Consider the following 19,043-nt stretch of genomic DNA (forward strand, 5'->3'; position numbering starts at 1 on the left):
CGCGCGGGGGCTCAGGCGCTGGCCACCAGCCGGAAGTCGTACTTCGCGCTGTGGAAAGGTTTGTCGAGGATGCGGCCGTCGGGTGCGGGGCCGGCCGGGTGGGCATCGAAGTCCACGATCAGGCTGTTGCGCACGCCGAACACGGCGTCCGAATCGATGTAGGGGCTGTCGGACACGAAGATGTGTGTGGTCAGCCGCTCGTGACCGGGCGCGGTCAGCATCATGTGCATGTGGCCGGGCCGGTTCGGGTGGCGGCCCATGCGGTGCAGCATGCCGCCCACCGGGCCATCGTCGGGCACGGGATAAAACGAAGGCTTGATGGACCAGAAGCGGTAGTTGCCGTCCGCATCGGTGTGAAAACGCGCGCGCAGGGCCATGCCCGCGTCCGCACCCTTTTGCATGTCGTAAAAACCCTCGCCATCGCCCGACCACACGTCCACCGCGCAGTTGGCAATCGGCTGGCCGGCCAGGTCGGTCACGCGGCCGTGGTAATAACAGGGCTCGCCCGGGTTGCCTGTACCGATGTCGGCGCCCAGCGGCAGTTCCGGCGCGCCTTCCCAGTAGAACGGACCCTGCACGGTGGCTTCGGTCGGTGCATCGACACCGCTGCGTGCCTTGTGCGCCGCAGCGCCCTTGGCCTGCTCGATCGCCACCACCAGCATGGAAATGCCCAGCGTGTCGGACAGCAGGATGAACTCCTGGCGCTTGTCGTCACACATCTTGCCGGTCGCGGTGAGGAACTGGATGGCGGTCATCCATTCGTCGGGGGTGAGCTGCACGTCCTGCACGAAGGCGTGTGCGTGTTTGACCAGGGAGGTCATGACCTGCTTGAACCGCGCGTCCTGGCAGTCGTCCATGCGGTCCACCACGGCCTGCGCCAGGTCTTGTGCTTCGAGTTGTGCCATGTCTTGTCTCCTGTAATCGTTTACCCTGAGTGGTTAACCCTGAGGCTTGGCATTGGAAAAGCAGCGCCAGTCTAGGACCTCACGCCCCGCTCCGGAAGTGATTAATTTCCACCGTTATCATCGATGCCATCAATGATGAAAACGGAGCTTCTTTCATGGAACTGCGCCACGTCCGCTACTTCGATGCCGTCGCCGAAACCCTGAATTTCACACGCGCCGCCGAACGCCTGCACGTCACCCAATCGACGCTGTCGCACCAGATCCGCCAGCTCGAAGAAGAGCTCGGCGTCGAGCTCTTTGACCGCAGCAGCAAAAAAGTTCGCATGACCGAAGCCGGCGAAATCCTGCGCAGCCACCTGACTCCGGCACTCGGACAAATCGACCGTGCCGTGCAGGCCCTGCGCAGCGATACTGAAACCCTGACCGGCCGCATTCGCCTGGGCACCACGCCGAGCTTCAACACGCGCATGGTGCCGCTGTGCGTGTCCACCTTTCTGCACCACTACCCGGGCATCCAGGTGACGGTCGAGGAACTGTCGGCCGACATGATTGCCCGGCGCCTGGCCTCGGGCCACCTGGACCTCGCCGTGTCCTACCGCCCCGAGGGCACGGACCTGTGGTTCGAGCCGCTCTACAACGAGGAGCTGCGCCTGGTGGTGGCCGCCACGCACCCGCTGGCGGCACGCCGGCGCGTGCGCATGGTCGAGCTGCATCATGTACGCATGGTCCTGCTGCCGTCCCAATTCCTGACACGCAAGCTGCTGGACGACTGTTTCGAAGCGGCCGGCGCCGAGCCGCTGGTGGCGGCACAGCTCAACTCCATTGCGCCGATGATCGAGCTCATCCGCCAGACCGGGCTGGCCGGCATCATTGCGGAGACGGCCGTCACGCCCTCGGCCGACCTGCGCGTGGTGCCGCTGGAAGACCCGACACCGATACGCACACCCGGCATGCTCTGGAAAAAAGGCGCCACACGCTCTCCCACGATCAAACATTTCGCAGACATCATCCGCCGGGCGGCCACGCCGGCCACCTGACAGCGGCCATGCCGATTTACAGGACCGTGCATGCCTGCTCGAAGGAAAGGCGCGGATTGCGGTCGAACAGCTTGCTGTCGTCACCGTAGCCGAGGTTGATCAGGAAGTTGGCCTGCAGGCGGCCGTCGGCAAAGAACTCCGCATTGACCTTGGCCAGGTCCACGCCGCTCATCGGGCCGCAATCGAGCCCCAGGGCACGCGCCGCCATCATGAAGTAGCCGCCCCCAAGCGTGCCGTTGCGCGTGGCCGTGCCGTCAGCGAGCGCCTTGTTGCCTTCAAACATTTCCATGGCGCCGGGCTTGTGCCAGACCAGGGGCATGTGTTCATAGAACTTCGTGTCGTTGGCCACGATCACCGTCACCGGCGCCGTCCGCGTCTTGTCCAGGTTGCCGGGCGCCATGGCCGGCAGCAGGCGCGCGCGCGATTCGGGCGAGGTGAGGAACACATAACGCGTCGGCTGGGTGTTCATCGAGGTGGCGCCCATCTTCGCAATGTCGTACACCTCGCGCAGCAGGGACAGTGCCACAGGCTTGTCGAGAAATCCGTTGGCGGTGCGTGCCTTGAGGAACAACTGATCGAGGCACTCGGGGGCAATTTTCATGGGTTGACTTTCAAGGGTTCAAAAAATGAGGAAGATCCACCGGCCTTGATGCGCAGGCGGGCCAGCACCTCGGGCGACGTTGTCACGATGGTCAGCGCTCCAGGGGTCCGCCGGCCAGCCAGCGTGCGCCGCGCCGGTACAGCTCCTCGACCACCGGGCCCTTTAGCATCGGCATGTCGAGCTTGACGGTGTAGCCGATCCGCGTCTGGATATAGGCCAGATGCCGGTAGCCTTCCGGGAAAGCGGCCAGCGCCTGCGCATCCAGCTTCAGGCTGGCCGAGGAATCCAACGGGTCGATGCGGTCTTTTTCGTAAATCGGCTGGCGGTGCAGCAGCTTCCAATGCCCTTCGTGTTTTTCCACGAAGTCATAAAAGCGGCCGGTGCAGACCACGTCGCAGAGCACCGGGCCGTCCGCGCCCTCCACCATGCCGCGCTGGGAAATGGTCATCTTGGTCTGCGCGATGGCCCGCTCGCCCGCGACCTCGATCGCCGAGCCACCGAGAAAATGCAGGATGCTGACCCCCTTGGCCCAGCCCTCTTTCGTCACGCGAATGAAGTCCGCGAACGGTCCCTGGAACCAGGTCGCCATCATCACGCCCTCCGGGTGCCACACGGTCGCAAAACGGTCCCAGTCGCCGGCATCGCGCCAGACGGCCCAGCGCTCGACCATCTGGCGGATCAGCAACTCGCTGTCCATGTCCCCGTGGTCATTCATGGACTGTCTCCTGGTGGTGTGGGGTGGCGCCCCGCCGGGGTTCATAGTCAACCTGGTGGCGCGCGATGCGCAGATCGGCGAGTTCGCCCTTCACGCGCAGGTGTTCGGGATGGCTGGCATAGGCATCGAGCGACGCCTGGCTGTCGAACTCCGAATACAGCACCACATCGCAGGCGTAATCGACCTGGCTGGCATCGACACCGATTTCCAGATGCGCGAGGCCGGGAATTTTCCCGCGCAGGCTTTCAAAACTGCGCTGCAGCTTCGCGATGCCCGCCGCTTTCGCCTCGGGCGTGTCGCCGCGGATGTTCCACATGACGATGTGTTTGATCATGCGGGGAACCCGGCTTTCTGCGGCCACAGGTTCACGAAGGCATGGATGCTGGTGCTCGCATACAGGCCCTCACGGGTAAGGGGTTCATCGGCCAGCCAGGCGTGCGCTGCCTCGCGCGAATCGAAGTCAATGGCCAGCAGGCTGCCCAGCATGGTCTGGCCATCGTCACTGACCAGCGGGCCGGCAAAGGCGATGCGCTCCGCCATGCCGGCCAGGTAGGCCTTGTGCTCGGGCCGGACGCGCTGGCGCAGTGCGGCGCTGTCGGGCTTGTCGATCAGGGAAAAAATGTAGATCACGTCAGGCCACCGGGTTGAGGACAAAATCAAAGTCCAGGCGGTAGACCCCGTCGGGCTGCTTGACCCAGTCGGCCACCAGCGACTGGCGCACGCCGAACACCGCATCGGAATCGAGGTAAGGGTCCCCGTTGCGAAACACATGGGTCACCAGCGTTTCATAACCCGGCGCCTTGATCATGAAATGCAGGTGCGCCGGCCGCCAGGGGTGACAGGCGGTGGCCCGCAACATGTCACCCACCGGCCCGTCGACAGGAATCGGGTAGGGCTCGGCCACGATGGTCCGAAAGGTAAAGCTGCCGTCGGCACCCGCATGGAGCACGCCACGCGCCTGGAACTTGTCCAGCCCGGCGTACTGCACGTCGTAGTTGCCGGCGGCATCGGCCTGCCAGACCTCAATCTCTGCGCCAGCCACCGCCTCGCCGCCCAGGCCCAGCACCCTGCCGCGCACCACGCAGGGCTCGCCCACCACGCCGTTGGCCACATCGGCGCCGTTGTCGAAATGCGGCGCCCCCTCGACATGAAAGGGGCCGAACACCGTGGCCTCGGTGCAGCCCTGGGGCTTGTCATTGTTCATCGCCACCGTCAGCATGGACAGGCCCAGCGTGTCGCTGAGCAGGATGAACTCCTGGCGCTTGGCGTCGCACTTCTGGCCGGTCGCGGTGAGGAATTCAATGCCGGCCAGCCACTCGGCCTCGGTCAGCTTCACCTCGCGCGCAAAGGCGTGCAGATGCTGCACCAGGCTGGTCATGAGCTCCTTCAGGCGGGCGTCGGGCGTGCCCGCAAGACGGGCCAGCACCGCCTGGGTGATGGTGTCCTGGTTCAGGTTGCGCATGGCCGGAGGTGCCGAAAAACGGGAGCGTGGACGTGCATACTTTCCTTCGTGGACTGTCTGGCGCTAAGGAAGTGCTGAATAGGTCCTGGCGGATGTGCGGCAGCCGGATAGGGATGGGATGCAAGGCGGATTTCGCAGCCAATAGCTGGCTATTGGCAAGAAATTCAACGCAGCAGACCGCACTAGCCCGGCTGATCGCGCGCCGCAGGGGACTTGTTCAGCGCTTCCCTCAATGTAGGCTGGGGCGTCGCTGAAAAAAAGCGGGCTGGCGCAAATGACTTTTCCGCGCGGTGGAAAAAAGGCCGGTGCGGCTGGGCCACAATGCAGGCGGCCCAAAAAATAGCCAGGACGGCAACTGCAGGAGACATGGCTTGGATCGCTGGACGGAGATTGAACTGTTTGTGCAGGTGGCCGAAACCGGCAGCCTGAGCCGCGCCGCCGAAGCGCTGGACCTGTCCAATGCGGCCGCGAGCCGGCACCTGTCGGCGCTGGAAGAACGCCTGGGCGCCCGGCTGGTGGAGCGCAACACGCGCCGGCTCTACCTCACCGACACCGGCCAGGAGTTTTTCAGCCGCGCCAAAACCATCCTGTCCGATCTCAAGGACGCCGAGTCGGCGGTCAACGCCACGGCACTGAACCCGACCGGCATGCTGCGCATCACGGCCTCGCTGTCGTTTTCGCTGCACCACGTGGCGCCGCTGCTGCGCGAATACACGCAGCGTTACCCGAACGTGACCGTGCATGTGGAAGCCGCCAACCGCTACCTGGACATCATCGACAACAACATCGACGTGGCGATCCGAACGCGCGAGATCGAGCCCGACTCCAACATCACGATACGGCGCCTGGCGGAGACGCGGCGCATCCTGGCGGCGTCGCCGCGTTATTTTGCGCAGCACGGTTTTCCGAAAACCCTGGAAGACCTGCACAAACACAAGTTGCTGATCTACACCTACGCCAACAACCCGAACGAGCTGCGCTTCAGCCGCGACGGCGAGACCACCACCGTCACCGTCAAGGGCCTGCTGGAATCGAACGACGGCCAGATCCTGCGCACCGCGGCGCTGGACGGCCTGGGCATCCTGGTGCAGCCCAGCTACATCGTCTACAACGACATCGTGGCCGGCCGCCTGGTGCCGGTGCTCGATGAATGGGACCTGCCGCGCCTGACGATCAACCTGGCCTACCCCAGCCGCAAACACCTGTCGGCCAAGGTGCGCACCTTCATCGACTTCGTTGCCGAACACTTCGCGAAGCAGGACTACGAACGCAAGTGGACTGGGCGCTTCGGCGTGTACTGACATGAGCGACGTCCTGCATACCGACGTGCTGGTCGCCGGCGGCGGCCCCTGCGGCCTGATGCTGGCCAATGAACTCGGACGGCGCGGCGTGTCCTGCCTGCTGGTGGACCCGAAACCGGGCACCGCCTTCAACCCGCAGGCCAATGCCACGCAGGCGCGCACCATGGAGCATTTCCGCCGCCTCGGTTTTGCCGGCGAGATCCGCGCCCAGGGCCTGCCGGACGACCACCCGACCGACATTGCCTACTTCACGCGTTACACCGGCCATGAGCTGGCGCGCCTGCAGCTGCCCACGGCCGCGCAGGCGGTGACAAATATCAAGGCCATGGGCGGCTCCTGGAGCGCGGCCGAGCTGCCGCACCGGGTGTCGCAGAAGTTTGTCGAGGCCACTCTGCGCCGCCACGCCGAAGCCCTGCCCGGCATCGATGTGCGTTACGGCTGGGGCCTGGAAAGTTTCGAGGACCGTGGCAGCCACGTGCAGGCACAGGTGCGCGCCACCGCCGGCGGCGAAACCCTTGAAGTGCAGGCCGCGTACCTGGTCGGCGCCGACGGCCCGCGCAGCCTGGTGCGCAGCACGCTGGGCATCGCCTGGGACGGCGCCAGCGGCGTCAGGCGCGAGTTCATGGGCGGCAAGATGTTTGCGGTCTACCTGCGTGCGCCGGATTTCTACACCGTGTTCCCGCACGCCCGCGCCTGGATGTATGTGTCGGTCAATCCGCAGCGGCGTGCCTTCATGGCCTCGGTGGACGGGCAGTCGGAGTTTGCCTTCCACGCCGCCGTGCACGAAGGCGAGGATGCCGAGGCCTGGACCGCGACCGACGCGCAGCGCATCGTCGATGAAGCCATGGGGCAGCATCTGGCCATCGAGGTGTTGTCGGTCGGCACCTGGACCGCCGGGCATTCGCTGGTGGCGCAGAGCTTTCAGCGCGGCCGGGTATTCCTGGGCGGCGATGCGGCCCACCTGTTCACACCGACCGGCGGCCTCGGCTACAACACCGCGGTGGAAGATGCCGTCAACCTCGGCTGGAAACTGGCCGCCGTGCTGCGCGGCCAGGCGCCGCCGCAGTTGCTGGACAGTTACGGACCCGAGCGCCAAGCGCTGGCCGAACGCAACACCGCCTATGCCCGGCGTTTTGCCGATTCGGTCGGCAGCTTCCGCGCCACCGACCTGCTGGAACAGGACGGTGCCGCGGGCCAGGCCGAACGCGAGCGCGCCGCCAGCTACCTGAACCAGCACGTGCGCCTGGAGTTCAACATTCCCGGCGTGACTTTTGGCGGGCGTTACGACGGCTCGCCCCTGATCGTGAAGGACGGCAGCACACCGCCGCCGGACGAAGCCGGCCACTACCAGCCGAGCGCCAGCCCCGGGGGCCGCGCGCCGCACGCCTGGCTGGAGGATGGCTCCTCGCTCTACGACAGTTTCAACTTTGAATGGACGCTGCTGGCCCTGGGGCCGGATGCGCCCGACACGCGCGGCTTTGTGGAAGCGGCGGCGGCGCTGGGCCTGGACCTGAAAGTGGTGCGACAGCCCTCAGACGCGCTGCTGGCGCTGTACGAAGCGCCGCTGGCCCTGATCCGCCCGGACCAGATCGTGGCCTGGCGCGGCCGCGATGGCGGGCAGGCGCTGCAGGTGCTCAAGCAGGCGACCGGGCATGCCGCCGGCACCGTATGAGAACTGTCGACAGCTCCTGATTTGATAGCTGTCTGCGCTCATCCTGCTTGGGCTGAAGCTCGATTTGACTGAGACTTTTGGGCAGCGCCCCGGTTCAGCGGCCTATCACCGCGAGGTAGGCCTGGCGTGTCTGCGGGTCCACGGACGCCAGCAACTGCTGGTAGGGCGTCTGGTGGCGGGCCGACATGTGCGCCGAGGCGGCCGCCCTGGAGTGGCGGTACCAGTGGCAGGTGTGCTGCATCAGCAACAACTCGGCCGACAGGGTGTAGGCCTTGTCACGCGGCGAGCGGCCCTGTGCATTTTTTGCCACGCGCTCCATGCCCTCTGCATGAACGACCAAAGCGCGCCGCAGGTCGAAGGTGTTGGCGGGGAAAAACCGGTCGGTCTCAGGCAGAAACGCCGGCAGCTTGCTGACACAGGCATCGGCTTCGTCCACCGCCGAAAAATCCTCGGCAAACCGCCGCACCTGCCTGCACAGCTGCTCCTCGGACACGGCCAGCATGGCCCAGAGCCGGGTCTGGCGCTCCGGGTCTTTCTCCTCAAGCGCACCGAGATAAGCTTCGATCAGGTTTTCCATCCGCTTTTCGATCTGGTAGCGGCCGAGAAAACCGTCCAGCAGGGCCATGCGTCTGGCCTGGTTTTTTGATTTGAGCTGCCAGGCGCTGAATGCGGCGACCATCAGCAGCAGAACAAAAATTTCCATGACAACACGGGTCTGTCCACAGAGGACACCAGTCTAGTCCTGTCACCAGAAAATATCGAGATATGACAGCCTTCGCATCCATGGCGGCCGGCCGCGTTTCAGGCTTCGGGGCGCTGTCCGTCGAAGGCCTGCTGCAACAACTGGCGGATCGCAGCGCGCTCCAGTGGCCGCGGGTTCGGGTACTGGTTCTGCAGGGCGATGTCGCAGGCCCGGTCGAGGTCGGACGCCTGCATGCCGATGTCCTTCAGGGCCACCGGCGCGCCGTTGTTCTGCGCCAGGTCGAACACCGCCTGCGCCGCACTGCGGCCCTGCAGCGCCTGCGCGATCGCCAGCATGGCCTGCGGCGCCGCGGCCGCGTTGTAGGCCAGCGCGTGCGGCAGCACGATGGTGTGGGTCTCGGCATGCGGCAGGTTGAAACTGCCCCCCAGGGTGTGGCACAGCTTGTGGTGCAGCGCCATGCCGACGTTGCCCAGCACGGTGCCGCAGAGCCAGGCGCCGTACAGCGCATCGCTGCGGGCGGCCAGGTCGGTTGCTTCTTTTCTGATAGCTGGCAGCGCCCGTCCCATGGCGGCGATGCCCTCTTTGGCCATCAGGTCCATGATGGGGTTGCTGTCGACCGCATACAGGCCTTCGGCCGCGTGGGCCAGCGCGTTGATGCCGCTGGTCACGCTCATGCGGACCGGCAGGCTCAGGGTCAGCGCGGGGTCGTAAATCACGGTGCGCGGCAACACGCGCGCGTCCTTGCCGGTTTTTTTCAGCCCGCCTTCGGTGATGCCGTAAATCGACGTCATTTCGGAGCCGGCATAGGTGGTGGGAATCGCCAGAATCGGCAGGCCCGAGTCCAGCGCAATCGCCTTGCCGAGGCCGGTGGTGGAGCCGCCGCCTATGGCCACGGCGCAGTCCGCACCGAGCTTGCGCGCCAGCTCGCGCGCCTCGCGTGCGGTTTCCATCGGCACATGCATGACGGCCCGGTCGAACACGCCGGCGGCACGCGGCCCCAGCAGGTCGGCAATCATCTCGGCCGAGGCGCGCTGCTCCGGCGTGGACAGCACCAGCGCCTTGCGTGCGCCCAGCGCGTCGATTTCGCGACCCAGGTGCTGCAGGCTGCCGGCGCCGAACACCACGCGAGCCGCCTGTGCGTTGTAGACAAAACTTCTCATGGGTCCTCTTATCAATCCGCAGGCAAACCGGCGCTGCGCTCGACCGCCTTGATGATGGCCGCATAGTCGTCCTGGCCGTCGCCCTGGGCCAGCGCCGCCTGCATCAGCTGGAAGGTGAGCGCCGTCTGCGGCAAGGGCACATGGCTGTCGGCGCCGGCGCCCAGAATCAGCGCCAGGTCCTTGATCATCTGTTCGACGGTGAAGGTCGGCGTGAAGTCGCGCTGCGAAAGCTGGGCCGACTTGGCCTTGACGATGGGCGAGGCCACCGCACTGGCGCCCAGCACCTGCCACATGTCCTGCCAGTCAAGCCCGCCCTTGCGGCCCAGGGTCAGGGCCTCGGCCAGCATGGCGCTGGTTTGCGCAATCATCAGGTTGACCACCAGCTTCATCAAGCGCGCCTGCTCGGCCTCTCCGAGGTAAAACTGGTTCGGCCCCAGGACCTTGAGCAAGGGCAACACGCTGTCATAAGCGGCGCGGGGGCCGGAGGCCATGACGGTGAGCTGCGCCGCCTCGGCCATCTTGTTGTTGCCCGACACGGTGGTGCGCAGGTAGGCCACGCCGGTGGCTGTCAGCACCTCGGCGACTTCCGCTGACGCCTGCTGCGACACGGTGCTGGTGTCCACGTAGATCGCGCCGCGCGGCGCGGCCGCCGCCACCTGGGCGCCCACCTGACGCAGGGCGGCATCGTGGGGCAGCGAGGAAACAATGATATCGGCAAGCGCCATCGCGGCAGGGGCCTCGGCCACCTGCAGGCCCTGGCCGCGCGCCAGCTGCAACCGGGCCTCGCTGGGGTCGCTGACCGTCACCGCATGGCCGGCCGCGTGGAAATGCCCGGCCATCGGCAGGCCCATCTTCCCTACCCCGGCAACATGCACCCGCACCATCACTGACCCTTGAGGCCGGCCGCCTTGGCGATACGCGCGGCGGCGTCCACCTCGGTCTTGATGAAGGCATTGAAGGCCTCGACCGACAGCGGGAAAGGTTCAGCGCCCAGCTTGTTCATGCGCTCCTTCACCTCCGGGTTGGCCATGGCCTTGAGCGCCTCCTCATGCAGGCGTTTGACCACTGGCGCGGGGGTGTTGCTCGCCACAATCATGCCGACCCAGAAGGTGTAGTCGGAGCCCGCCACGCCGGCCTCGACCGTGGTCGGCACCTGCAGCAGCGCGGGCGAACGCGCCGGTGTGCTGACGGCCAGCGCCTGCAGCTTGCCGTCCTTGACCAACGGCAGGGCCGAGGCCAGCGGCGCGAAGAACCAGTCGTTGCTGCCGCCGATGACGTTGGTCATGGCCTCCGGCGTGCCCTTGTAGGGCACATGCAGGGCCTCGATGCCAGCCTGCAGGCGAAACTTCTCCGCGTTGAGATGGGTCGCGCTGCCCACACCGGCCGAGGCGTAGTTGAGCTGGCCCGGTTTGGCCCTGGCGGCGGCCACGAGATCGGCCACCGACTTCCAGCCCTTGGCCGGGTTGACCACCAGCACGTTGGGCAGGGCGGCCAGCGGCGTGATGCCGGTCAGGTCCTTCAGCGTGTCGTAACCGATGGTGCTGTAGATCGCCGGGTTCAGCGCATGGCCCGATGAATGGACCAGCACGGTGTAACCGTCGGCCTCGCCCTTGGCGACCTGGCCCGCGGCAATGGTGCCGCCGGCACCGGGCTTGTTCTCGATCACGATGGGCTGGCCCATGCTTTTGCTCATGGTGTCGGCAATGCTGCGGGCAATCAGGTCGGTGCCGCTGCCGGCCGTGAAGGGCACGAGGAATCTGACGGGTTTGCTGGGGTAGCCCTGGGCCAGCGCGCTGCCCACGGCCAGCAGGCTCATGGTGAAAAAGATGAAACGTTTCATGGTGCTTGTCTCCTTGGTTTGATGGTCAAAACGGGTCTCCGCCCTTTTATTACCTGCGCAGTCGGCTATTTATTTGATAGCGACATCGCCTTCGCGATTTTTTGTCCCGAGGCCTGAAGCGCCGCCAGCTGCGGCGCCAGGTCCACGCCCAGCAGCTGGCCGTGGCGCTTTTTCCAGCGCCCGGCCACCATCACGCTGTCGATGTTGGCCAGCGAGGTCTGCATCACCACCGAGTTGACCGGGTCGTGCACCGGCTGCATGTTGAGGTCAGTCGCGCGGATCAGCACCAGGTCGGCCTGCTTGCCGGCGGCCAGCGAACCGATGCGGTGTGATTGCTTGAGCATGCGCGCACCTTCGACCGTCACCCAGGACAGCGCCTCGCGCGTGGTGATGGTCGATGTCGGTGGAATCGTGCCGTAGGTTTCGCGGTAGGCCACGTTGTCGAGCGAGCGCTGGATGCCCAGCGCGATGCGCGCCTGCGTCAACATGTCGCCGCTCATCACGCTTTCCAGGTCCACGCCCAGTGACGGGGCGCGGCCCAGCGCCCGCAGCCGGCCGGTCAGCGGATGGCCGTGGCCCTGGCTCATTTCGCTTTCGGCCGCGGCCGAAAAACTCATGCCCAGCTCGCAGAAACGCTGCAGCTGCACGTCATTGAGCGCGTGCCCGTGCACGATGTTGATGTGGTCGCCCAGCAGGCCGGCCATGTCCAGCTGGCGCCAGCCGTCGGGCGTGCGCGCGGGACCGCCGCCCTGGTGCAGCGAGGCGATCAGGCCGAGGTCCTTGGCCATGGCGAAGTCGTGCAGCGCCACCTCCAGCGTCGAATAATGCGGCCCCAGCACGGCGGCCTGCACACTCAGCAGCGGCTGGCCCTGGTGCGCCTTGAGCAGGCGCTCGATTTCCGCGCGCGGATGCGGCACTTCCCAGAACGGTGCCTGGCCGGGCAGCGGGTCGGGTTTGGGCGTGCCATGGAAAAAAGCCGCGCGTATGCCGGACGCGAGCAGGCCGCTGATGGCCGCGTCGTTGTGCGCCGGAGTCGGGTTGTTGTGGCACCAGTCGGCCAGCGTGGTGGTGCCGCAGTTGAGCTGGTTCAGCGAGCCGACCAGCGTGGCGATGTGCAGATCGTCGGGCGTGAACACGGTGGCCAGCCCCGCATGCATCTTCTGGAAATACTCCAGCAGCGTCCAGTTGGCTGCCAGCCCGCGCAAGGCGGTCTGCCAGGTGTGCATGTGGGCGTTGATCAGGCCCGGAATGATGATGTGGCCGGTGGCATCCACCACCTGCGCATCGTCGGCGTGAATGACCGGCGCAATCTCGGTCAGGGTGTCGCCCGTCACGAGGATGTCGCCGGTGGGCAGGTCGCCCTGCGCATCCATGGTGACGATGGTGGCACCGCGGATCAGGGTTCTGGCGACGACTGACATCTTCAGCTTTCCAGCCCGTCGCTCATCTTGACGTTTTCCGGCTTCAGTTCCAGGCCGGCGTCCCTGGCGGTTTCCACCAGCAGCACGGCGAAGTCGATGTCCTCGTGGCCGCGCCCAACCATCCGTGCCACCGACTCGCGCGTGGCGGCGGCAGCCGGCATGGCCACGCCATGCGCGCGGGCAGCGCCCAGGCCGAGGTCCATGTCCTTGAGCAGCAGCTTGGGTGTGAAGGTCACCTGGTCAAACGTCAGGTTGGTCAGCATCGGCGTCTTGTACCTGGTGTACATGGAGCCCAGCACCGAGTCGTTGATGCTTTCGAGAAAGATGTGGCGCGGAATGCCGGCCTTTTCGGCCAGCACCGTGATCTCGCACAGGTTCTGGATGATCACACCGAACATGGTGTTGTGCGCGATCTTCCAGATGCGCGCCAGCTCACCCTCGCCCACCCACATGACCTTGCGGGCCATGGCCTGCAGGTAGGGCTCGACCTCGGTGTACAGCGCCTTGGGGCCCGAAGCCACCTGCAGCAGCTTGCCGGCCTTGGCCACCTTGGCGTTGCCCGACACCGGCGAACACAGGTAGCCGACCCCCATGGCTTCGAGCCGCGTGCGGATCTCGGCCGAACCTTCCTGCGAAATGGACGAGCTGTCCACCACCACCTTGGGTTTGGCCGTGCCCGCCACCAGGCCGCCTTCGCCGAACAGTACCTGCTTCAAGTCGTCCGTGGTGGAGACCATGGTGAAAACGATGTCGCAGGTCGCCAGGTCCTGCTTGCTGCCAACGATGGTGGCACCGTATTCCGCCAGCGGCGCGGCCTTGGAGGCCGTGCGGTTCCACACACTGACCTCGTTGCCGGCCTTGATCAGGCGTTTGGCCATGGCCTCGCCCATGCGTCCCAAACCTATCCATCCGATGCGCTTGCCCATGCTTGTTCCTTGTTTCTTGTGACCCGGGCCAGTGTGCAGCAGCACTTGCCGGGGTTCAAGAAATCCAGCGGAAATCAGTTTTTCAGGGACCGAAAAATAGCGGCAGCTGCCCGACGGACAGCCGCCGCGGCACAATCCCCCTCATGGAAAACATCAACACCTGGGGCGGCTGGCTGCGCCATGCGCTGGAACTGTCGGCCACCGTCGCCTTTGCCCTTTCCGGGGTCATGGTGGCGGCGCGCAGCCGGCTCGATGCCGTGGGCGTCTTTGTGGTGGCGTTTGTGGCCGCTTTTGGCGGCGGCACGCTGCGCGACCTGCTGCTGGACCAGCGGCCCTTCTTCTGGGTCCGGCATGTGGAGTACGTCTGGGGCATCCTGGCGCTCGGCACGGCGGCGATGCTGTTCATGCGCCAGCGCCATTTCGAGCCGACGGAGCGCGTCATGCAGATCCCCGATGCGCTGGGCCTGGGCCTGTTTGCGGCCGTCGGGGTGGACGTGGCCAGCCGGGCCGGCATGCCGGCCCTGGTCTGCGTGTTGATGGGCATCGTCACCGGCGTGTTCGGCGGCGTGCTGCGCGACATCGTCTGCAACGAAATCCCCAGCGCGTTTCGCGACCACCGGCCTTATGCGGTCTGCGCTTTTGTCGGCGGCTGGGTCTACCTGGGACTGAGCGCGCTCGGCGCGCCCGAATGGGTCGCGTTGGTCAGCACGGTGACCATCACCGCCGGCCTGCGCCTGCTGGCGCTGTGGCGCGACTGGCGCCTGCCGCTGTGGCAGGTGGGGCATTAGTCTCCGCCCACCCCTCACCCAGGAAGCCATACGACCGGGGCGCCGTACTCCGCCAGTGGCGCGGCCTTGGAGGCCGTACGGTTCCACACACGGACCTCATTGCCGGCCTTGATCAGGCGCTTTGCCATCGCCTCGCCCATGCGTCCCAAACCTGTCCATCCGATGCGCACCGTCATACTGTCTCCTTGTTCATAACAACTGGCGCGAATGTGCTGCAGCCGAACGCCGGGTTCAGGAAATACAGAGGAATCCGTTTTCCCGTTGGCGGGAAACAGGCTTTTTCCTGGGGCCTGGCCAGGACCCTTCTTTCAAATCAGGCGTGTTGTGCAGACCCTTACAAACTCAGGCAATATGGTTTCCATGAACGACACCTCAACCTACGTCCCCCCTGCCATCTGGTCGCCACCGTCAGCCAACGGCGGCCGCTTCGCCAACATCAACCGGCCTGTGGCCGGCCCCACCCACGACAAGGAACTGCCGGTCGGCCGCCATCCCTTGCAGCTCTATTCGCTGGGCACGCCCAACGGCATCAAGGTCACGGTGATGCTGGAGGAGTTGCTGGCCCTGGGCCACAGCGGTGCGGAGTACGACGCCTGGCTGATCCGCATCCACGAGGGCGAGCAGTTCGGCAGCGGCTTTGTGGCCGCGAATCCCAACTCCAAGATCCCGGCGCTGGTGGACCGCAGCGGCGCCACCCCCGTGCGGGTGTTCGAGTCGGGCGCCATCCTGCAGTACCTGGCCGAGAAGTTCGGCGCGTTTTTTCCCTCGGGCGGCGCGCCGCGCGCCGAGTGCCTGTCGTGGCTGAACTGGCAAATGGGCAGCGCGCCTTTTCTGGGCGGCGGCTTCGGCCACTTTTACGCCTACGCCCCGAGCAAGATGCAATACCCCATCGACCGCTATGCGATGGAAGTCAAGCGCCAGCTCGATGTGCTCGACCGCCGCCTGGCCGAGGTGCCCTACCTGGCCGGGGACGACTACACCATTGCCGACATGGCGGTGTGGCCCTGGTACGGCGCCCTGGTGAAGGGCCAGCTTTATGAAGCCGGCGAGTTCCTGCAGGTGCAGGTCTACAAAAACGTGCTGCGCTGGACCGAAGAGATTGCGAAGCGTCCGAGCGCCAGACGGGGGCGTATGGTCAACCGCACCTGGGGCGAGCCCTCCAGCCAGTTGCATGAGCGCCATGACGCGAGCGACTTCGACACCCGCACCCAGGACAAGCTGGCAGTCGCATGATGATCACGTTGTACGACTGCGCCACCGCACCCAGCCCGCGGCGCGCCCGCATCTTGCTGGCCGAAAAAGGCGTGCCCCATGAGACCGTGCAGATTGACCTGCGCGCCGGAGAGCAACTGGGTGAGGCCTACCGCCGCATCAACCCGCAGTGCACCGTGCCCGCACTGCGCACCGATGAGGGAGTGATGCTGACCGACAACGCCGCGATTGCAGCCTGGCTGGAAGCCCACTGCCCGCAGCCCCCGTTGCTGGGCCGCACCGCCCTGGAAAAGGCCGATATCGCCAGCTGGCAATGGCGCATCGAGTTTGAAGGCCTGCTGGCGATTGCCGAGTGCCTGCGCAACAGCTCGCCAGGGATGGCGAACCGCGCCCTGCCCGGGCCGGTGGACTACCCGCAGATTCCGGAGCTTGCCCAGCGCGGCCTGGCGCGCGTGCAGCAGTTTTTTTCGGTGCTGGATGAACAGCTGCGGGGCCGCGATTTCGTGGCAGCAGACCAGTTCAGCATTGCCGACATCACCGCGGTGGTGGTGGTGGACTTTGCGCGCATCGTCAAGGTCAAGCCCGGCGAGCAGCACCCGGACCTGATGCGCTGGCGCACGGCCATGGCGCAGCGCCCGTCGATGGCGCTTTAACGGGTCGCGCGGTTCACACGCGTTCGATCACCAGGGCAATGCCCTGCCCCACGCCGATACACATGGTGCACAGCGCGTAGCGGCCGCCGGTGCGGTGCAGCTGGTTGACCGCCGTAGTCACCAGGCGTGCACCAGATGCGCCCAGAGGGTGTCCCAGCGCAATCGCGCCGCCGTTCGGGTTGACGCGCACATCGTCGTCCTGCAGGCCCAGCAGGCGCAGCACCGCCAGACCCTGGGCGGCAAAAGCCTCGTTGAGTTCGATCACGTCCATCTGTGCCAGGCTCAGGCCGGTCAGCGCCAGCACTTTTTCGGTCGCCGGGGCCGGGCCGATGCCCATGATGCGCGGCGGCACACCGGCCGTCGCCATGCCGACGATGCGCGCGCGCGGCGTGAGGCCGTTCTGCTTCGCCGCTTCTTCGTTGGCAATCAGCAGCGCGCAGGCGCCGTCGTTGACGCCCGAGGCGTTGCCCGCCGTGACACTGCCGTCAGGCCGCACCGCGCCCTTGAGTTTGGCCAGCGCTTCCAGCGAGGTTTCGCGCGGGTGTTCGTCCTTGCTGACCACGACCGGGTCGCCTTTTTTCTGGGGAATGGTGACCGGTGTGATCTCGGCGTCGAAGAAACCCGACTTCTGCGCGGCCACCGCCTTCAGTTGGGAGGCCAGCGCCATCTTGTCCTGGTCTTCGCGGCTGATCTTGTACTCGGCCGCCACGTTTTCAGCGGTTTCCGGCATGGCGTCAGTACCGTATTTTTCCTTCATCAGCTTGTTGACGAAGCGCCATCCGATCGTGGTGTCGTACATCTGCGCGGCGCGGCTGAAGGCACTCTCGGCCTTGGCCATCACAAACGGCGCGCGGCTCATGCTCTCCACGCCGCCGGCAATCATCATGCGGGCCTCACCGGCCTTGATGGCACGGGCCGCCGTGCCGACCGCGTCCATGCCCGAACCGCAGAGGCGGTTGATGGTGGCGCCCGGCAGCTCCAGCGGCAGGCCGGCCAGCAGCGTGGCCATGTGGGCCACGTTGCGGTTGTCTTCACCGGCTTGATTGACGCAGCCGTAAATCACGTCGGTGACGGCCAGCCAGTCAACGTTGGGGTTGCGCGCCATCAGCGCCTTGAGCGGCACGGCGGCCAGGTCGTCGGTGCGCACGCTGCTGAGTGCGCCGCCGTAACGGCCGAAGGGGGTACGGATGGCGTCGCAGATAAAAGCTTGGGGGGTCATGGTCGTTCTCACAGATGGGTTATCAAAGGGCCTGGACAGGCTAGGCCCGAACGGAAATTTTCGCGGCCTTACACCGCGATGGGCAGGCCGACCAGCTTCTCCAGCTCGTCATGCGCCAGCCCCTCGACTTTATCCACCAGCCGCAGGCCTTGCGGCGTGCAGTCCAGGGTGGCCAGGTCGGAGTAGATGCGTTTGACGCAGGCTATGCCGGTCAGCGGGTAGCTGCAGGTCTGGACCACCTTGCTCTCGCCCTTCTTGGTCAGCAGGTCCATCATGACCCAAGTCTGCCTGGCGCCGATGGCCAGGTCCATGGCGCCGCCCACGGCGGGAATGGCGCCGAACTCGCCGGTGCTCCAGTTGGCCAAGTCGCCGGTGCTTGAGACCTGAAAGGCACCAAGCACACAGATGTCCAGGTGGCCGCCGCGCATCATCGCAAAGCTGTCGGCATGGTGGAAATACGAGCCGCCCTTGAGCAGGGTCACCGGCTGCTTGCCGGCATTGATCAGGTCGAAGTCCTCGTCCCCCTCGGCAGGGGCCGGGCCCATGCCGAGGATGCCGTTCTCGCTCTGCAGGATGACCTCGATCCCTTCGGGCAGGTGGTTGGCGACCTGCGTCGGCATGCCGATGCCCAGGTTGACGTAGGCCCCTTCATGGATGTCGCGCGCCACGCGGGCGGCGAGCTGGTCTTTGCTGCGTTTCTGGTAGGTCATGTCAGGCTGCCTGTTTGAAGCCGCCGCCCTGCGTGGCGACACGGTCAATTTTGACGATCCGGTGCACAAAGATGCCGGGGGTCACGATGTGTTCCGGGTCCAGCGCGCCGAGTTCCACGACCTCGTGGACAGTCGCCACCGTGTGTCTGGCCGCCGTCGCCATGACCGGGCCAAAGTTGCGCGCCGCCTTGCGGTACACCAGGTTGCCCCAGCGGTCGCCGCGTTCGGCCTTGATCAGCGCCACGTCGCCGTAGATCGGCATTTCCAGCACGTAGTGCCGGCCATTGATTTCGCGGGTTTCCTTGGGCGACCCATCGGCATGTTTTGCCAGTTCGGTGCCAAAGCCGGTCGGAGAAAAAAACGCGCCTATGCCGGCCCCCGCCGCCCGCAGGCGCTCGGCCAGGTTGCCCTGTGGCACCAGCTCCAGCTCCAGCTTGCCGGCGCGGTAGAGCTCGTCAAACACGTAGCTGTCGGTCTGGCGCGGAAAGCTGCAGATGATCTTGCGCACGCGGCCGGTCTTGAGCAGCGCGGCAAGACCGGTATCGGCATTGCCGGCGTTGTTGTTGACCACGGTCAGGTCCTTCGCACCCTGCGCAATCAGCCCGTCAATCAGTTCGTTCGGGATGCCGGCCGTGCCGAAACCGCCGATCAGCACGGTGGCCCCGTCCTGCACGCCGGCCAGCGCCTCGGCCACCGACCGGGCTGTCTTGTTGATCAT

General features: G+C 65.9%; 22 protein-coding genes. 6 read left to right on the forward strand and 16 right to left on the reverse strand.

Going from position 1 to position 19,043, the window contains the following annotated elements:
* Positions 1 to 11: 11 nt before the first annotated feature.
* Complete coding sequence (locus tag AAG813_RS06640; protein WP_341913105.1) at positions 12 to 905, reverse strand: dioxygenase; 894 nt, start codon at positions 903 to 905, stop codon at positions 12 to 14.
* 155 nt (positions 906 to 1,060) lie between these two features.
* Between AAG813_RS06640 and AAG813_RS06645 the strand changes: the two genes are divergently transcribed.
* Positions 1,061 to 1,942, forward strand: coding sequence for a LysR substrate-binding domain-containing protein (locus tag AAG813_RS06645; RefSeq protein ID WP_341913108.1), 882 nt, complete (start codon positions 1,061 to 1,063; stop codon positions 1,940 to 1,942).
* A gap of 16 nt (positions 1,943 to 1,958) precedes the next feature.
* Here the strand turns inward: AAG813_RS06645 and AAG813_RS06650 are convergent, their stop codons facing one another.
* The 5 genes from AAG813_RS06650 to AAG813_RS06670 form a co-directional block, all read right to left on the reverse strand.
* The gene (locus AAG813_RS06650; protein ID WP_341913110.1) at positions 1,959 to 2,543 is read right to left on the reverse strand and encodes a malonic semialdehyde reductase; all 585 of its coding nucleotides are present in this window, start codon (positions 2,541 to 2,543) and stop codon (positions 1,959 to 1,961) included.
* Between the two features lie 91 nt (positions 2,544 to 2,634).
* A complete protein-coding gene (locus AAG813_RS06655; RefSeq protein ID WP_341913112.1) occupies positions 2,635 to 3,258 on the reverse strand; it encodes a nuclear transport factor 2 family protein in 624 nt (207 codons plus the stop codon).
* Entirely contained in the window at positions 3,251 to 3,592 is a 342-nt protein-coding gene (locus AAG813_RS06660) for a Dabb family protein (RefSeq protein ID WP_341913114.1), read from the reverse strand. Before AAG813_RS06660 ends, AAG813_RS06655 begins: the two co-directional genes overlap by 8 nt.
* Positions 3,589 to 3,888 carry a YciI family protein gene (locus AAG813_RS06665; RefSeq protein WP_341913116.1) on the reverse strand — a complete coding sequence of 100 codons (300 nt, stop codon included), beginning with the start codon at positions 3,886 to 3,888 and terminating at the stop codon, positions 3,589 to 3,591. Before AAG813_RS06665 ends, AAG813_RS06660 begins: the two co-directional genes overlap by 4 nt.
* A gap of 1 nt (position 3,889) precedes the next feature.
* Positions 3,890 to 4,720, reverse strand: a complete 831-nt coding sequence (locus AAG813_RS06670; RefSeq protein WP_341913118.1) for an intradiol ring-cleavage dioxygenase — start codon at positions 4,718 to 4,720, stop codon at positions 3,890 to 3,892.
* Positions 4,721 to 5,091: 371 nt separating this feature from the next.
* Between AAG813_RS06670 and AAG813_RS06675 the strand changes: the two genes are divergently transcribed.
* Together AAG813_RS06675 and AAG813_RS06680 are read left to right on the forward strand one after the other, a co-directional pair.
* Entirely contained in the window at positions 5,092 to 6,021 is a 930-nt protein-coding gene (locus AAG813_RS06675; RefSeq protein ID WP_341913120.1) for a LysR family transcriptional regulator, read from the forward strand.
* A 1-nt stretch (position 6,022) separates the two neighbouring features.
* Positions 6,023 to 7,693, forward strand: coding sequence for an FAD-dependent oxidoreductase (locus tag AAG813_RS06680; protein WP_341913123.1), 1,671 nt, complete (start codon positions 6,023 to 6,025; stop codon positions 7,691 to 7,693).
* A gap of 94 nt (positions 7,694 to 7,787) precedes the next feature.
* On the opposite strand, the gene AAG813_RS06685 is transcribed toward AAG813_RS06680, so the two are convergent.
* The 6 genes from AAG813_RS06685 to AAG813_RS06710 all read right to left on the reverse strand — a co-directional run bounded on the left by AAG813_RS06685 (position 7,788) and on the right by AAG813_RS06710 (position 13,788).
* Entirely contained in the window at positions 7,788 to 8,396 is a 609-nt protein-coding gene (locus AAG813_RS06685) for a hypothetical protein (protein WP_341913125.1), read from the reverse strand.
* Between the two features lie 98 nt (positions 8,397 to 8,494).
* A complete protein-coding gene (locus AAG813_RS06690) occupies positions 8,495 to 9,556 on the reverse strand; it encodes a maleylacetate reductase (RefSeq protein ID WP_341913128.1) in 1,062 nt (353 codons plus the stop codon).
* 11 nt (positions 9,557 to 9,567) lie between these two features.
* The gene (locus AAG813_RS06695) at positions 9,568 to 10,437 is read right to left on the reverse strand and encodes an NAD(P)-dependent oxidoreductase (RefSeq protein ID WP_341913130.1); all 870 of its coding nucleotides are present in this window, start codon (positions 10,435 to 10,437) and stop codon (positions 9,568 to 9,570) included.
* A 2-nt stretch (positions 10,438 to 10,439) separates the two neighbouring features.
* On the reverse strand, positions 10,440 to 11,396 hold the full coding sequence (locus AAG813_RS06700) for a tripartite tricarboxylate transporter substrate binding protein (protein WP_341913132.1): 957 nt from the start codon (positions 11,394 to 11,396) through the stop codon (positions 10,440 to 10,442).
* A 65-nt stretch (positions 11,397 to 11,461) separates the two neighbouring features.
* Positions 11,462 to 12,817: an amidohydrolase family protein gene (locus tag AAG813_RS06705; protein ID WP_341913134.1), complete on the reverse strand. Its 1,356-nt coding sequence runs from the start codon at positions 12,815 to 12,817 to the stop codon at positions 11,462 to 11,464.
* 2 nt (positions 12,818 to 12,819) lie between these two features.
* On the reverse strand, positions 12,820 to 13,788 hold the full coding sequence (locus AAG813_RS06710) for an NAD(P)-dependent oxidoreductase (protein ID WP_341913137.1): 969 nt from the start codon (positions 13,786 to 13,788) through the stop codon (positions 12,820 to 12,822).
* A gap of 98 nt (positions 13,789 to 13,886) precedes the next feature.
* Between AAG813_RS06710 and AAG813_RS06715 the strand changes: the two genes are divergently transcribed.
* Positions 13,887 to 14,531 carry a trimeric intracellular cation channel family protein gene (locus AAG813_RS06715; protein ID WP_341913139.1) on the forward strand — a complete coding sequence of 215 codons (645 nt, stop codon included), beginning with the start codon at positions 13,887 to 13,889 and terminating at the stop codon, positions 14,529 to 14,531.
* 14 nt (positions 14,532 to 14,545) lie between these two features.
* Here AAG813_RS06715 and AAG813_RS06720 read toward each other — a convergent pair whose 3' ends face one another.
* On the reverse strand, positions 14,546 to 14,707 hold the full coding sequence (locus tag AAG813_RS06720; RefSeq protein ID WP_341913141.1) for an NAD(P)-binding domain-containing protein: 162 nt from the start codon (positions 14,705 to 14,707) through the stop codon (positions 14,546 to 14,548).
* Between the two features lie 184 nt (positions 14,708 to 14,891).
* On the opposite strand from AAG813_RS06720, the gene yghU reads away from it, so the two are divergent.
* Entirely contained in the window at positions 14,892 to 15,764 is an 873-nt protein-coding gene (gene yghU, locus AAG813_RS06725; RefSeq protein WP_341913143.1) for a glutathione-dependent disulfide-bond oxidoreductase, read from the forward strand.
* The gene (locus tag AAG813_RS06730; RefSeq protein WP_341913256.1) at positions 15,764 to 16,396 is read left to right on the forward strand and encodes a glutathione S-transferase; all 633 of its coding nucleotides are present in this window, start codon (positions 15,764 to 15,766) and stop codon (positions 16,394 to 16,396) included. Before yghU ends, AAG813_RS06730 begins: the two co-directional genes overlap by 1 nt.
* Positions 16,397 to 16,409: 13 nt before the next feature.
* On the opposite strand, the gene pcaF is transcribed toward AAG813_RS06730, so the two are convergent.
* The 3 genes from pcaF to AAG813_RS06745 form a co-directional block, all read right to left on the reverse strand.
* The gene (pcaF, locus tag AAG813_RS06735; RefSeq protein WP_341913145.1) at positions 16,410 to 17,615 is read right to left on the reverse strand and encodes a 3-oxoadipyl-CoA thiolase; all 1,206 of its coding nucleotides are present in this window, start codon (positions 17,613 to 17,615) and stop codon (positions 16,410 to 16,412) included.
* Positions 17,616 to 17,683: 68 nt separating this feature from the next.
* Positions 17,684 to 18,325: a 3-oxoacid CoA-transferase subunit B gene (locus tag AAG813_RS06740; protein ID WP_341913148.1), complete on the reverse strand. Its 642-nt coding sequence runs from the start codon at positions 18,323 to 18,325 to the stop codon at positions 17,684 to 17,686.
* A 1-nt stretch (position 18,326) separates the two neighbouring features.
* Positions 18,327 to 19,043, reverse strand: a complete 717-nt coding sequence (locus AAG813_RS06745; protein WP_341913151.1) for a 3-oxoacid CoA-transferase subunit A — start codon at positions 19,041 to 19,043, stop codon at positions 18,327 to 18,329.

The sequence above is a fragment of the Polaromonas sp. YR568 genome (genome assembly GCF_943371715.1).
Lineage (GTDB): Bacteria > Pseudomonadota > Gammaproteobacteria > Burkholderiales > Burkholderiaceae_C > Polaromonas.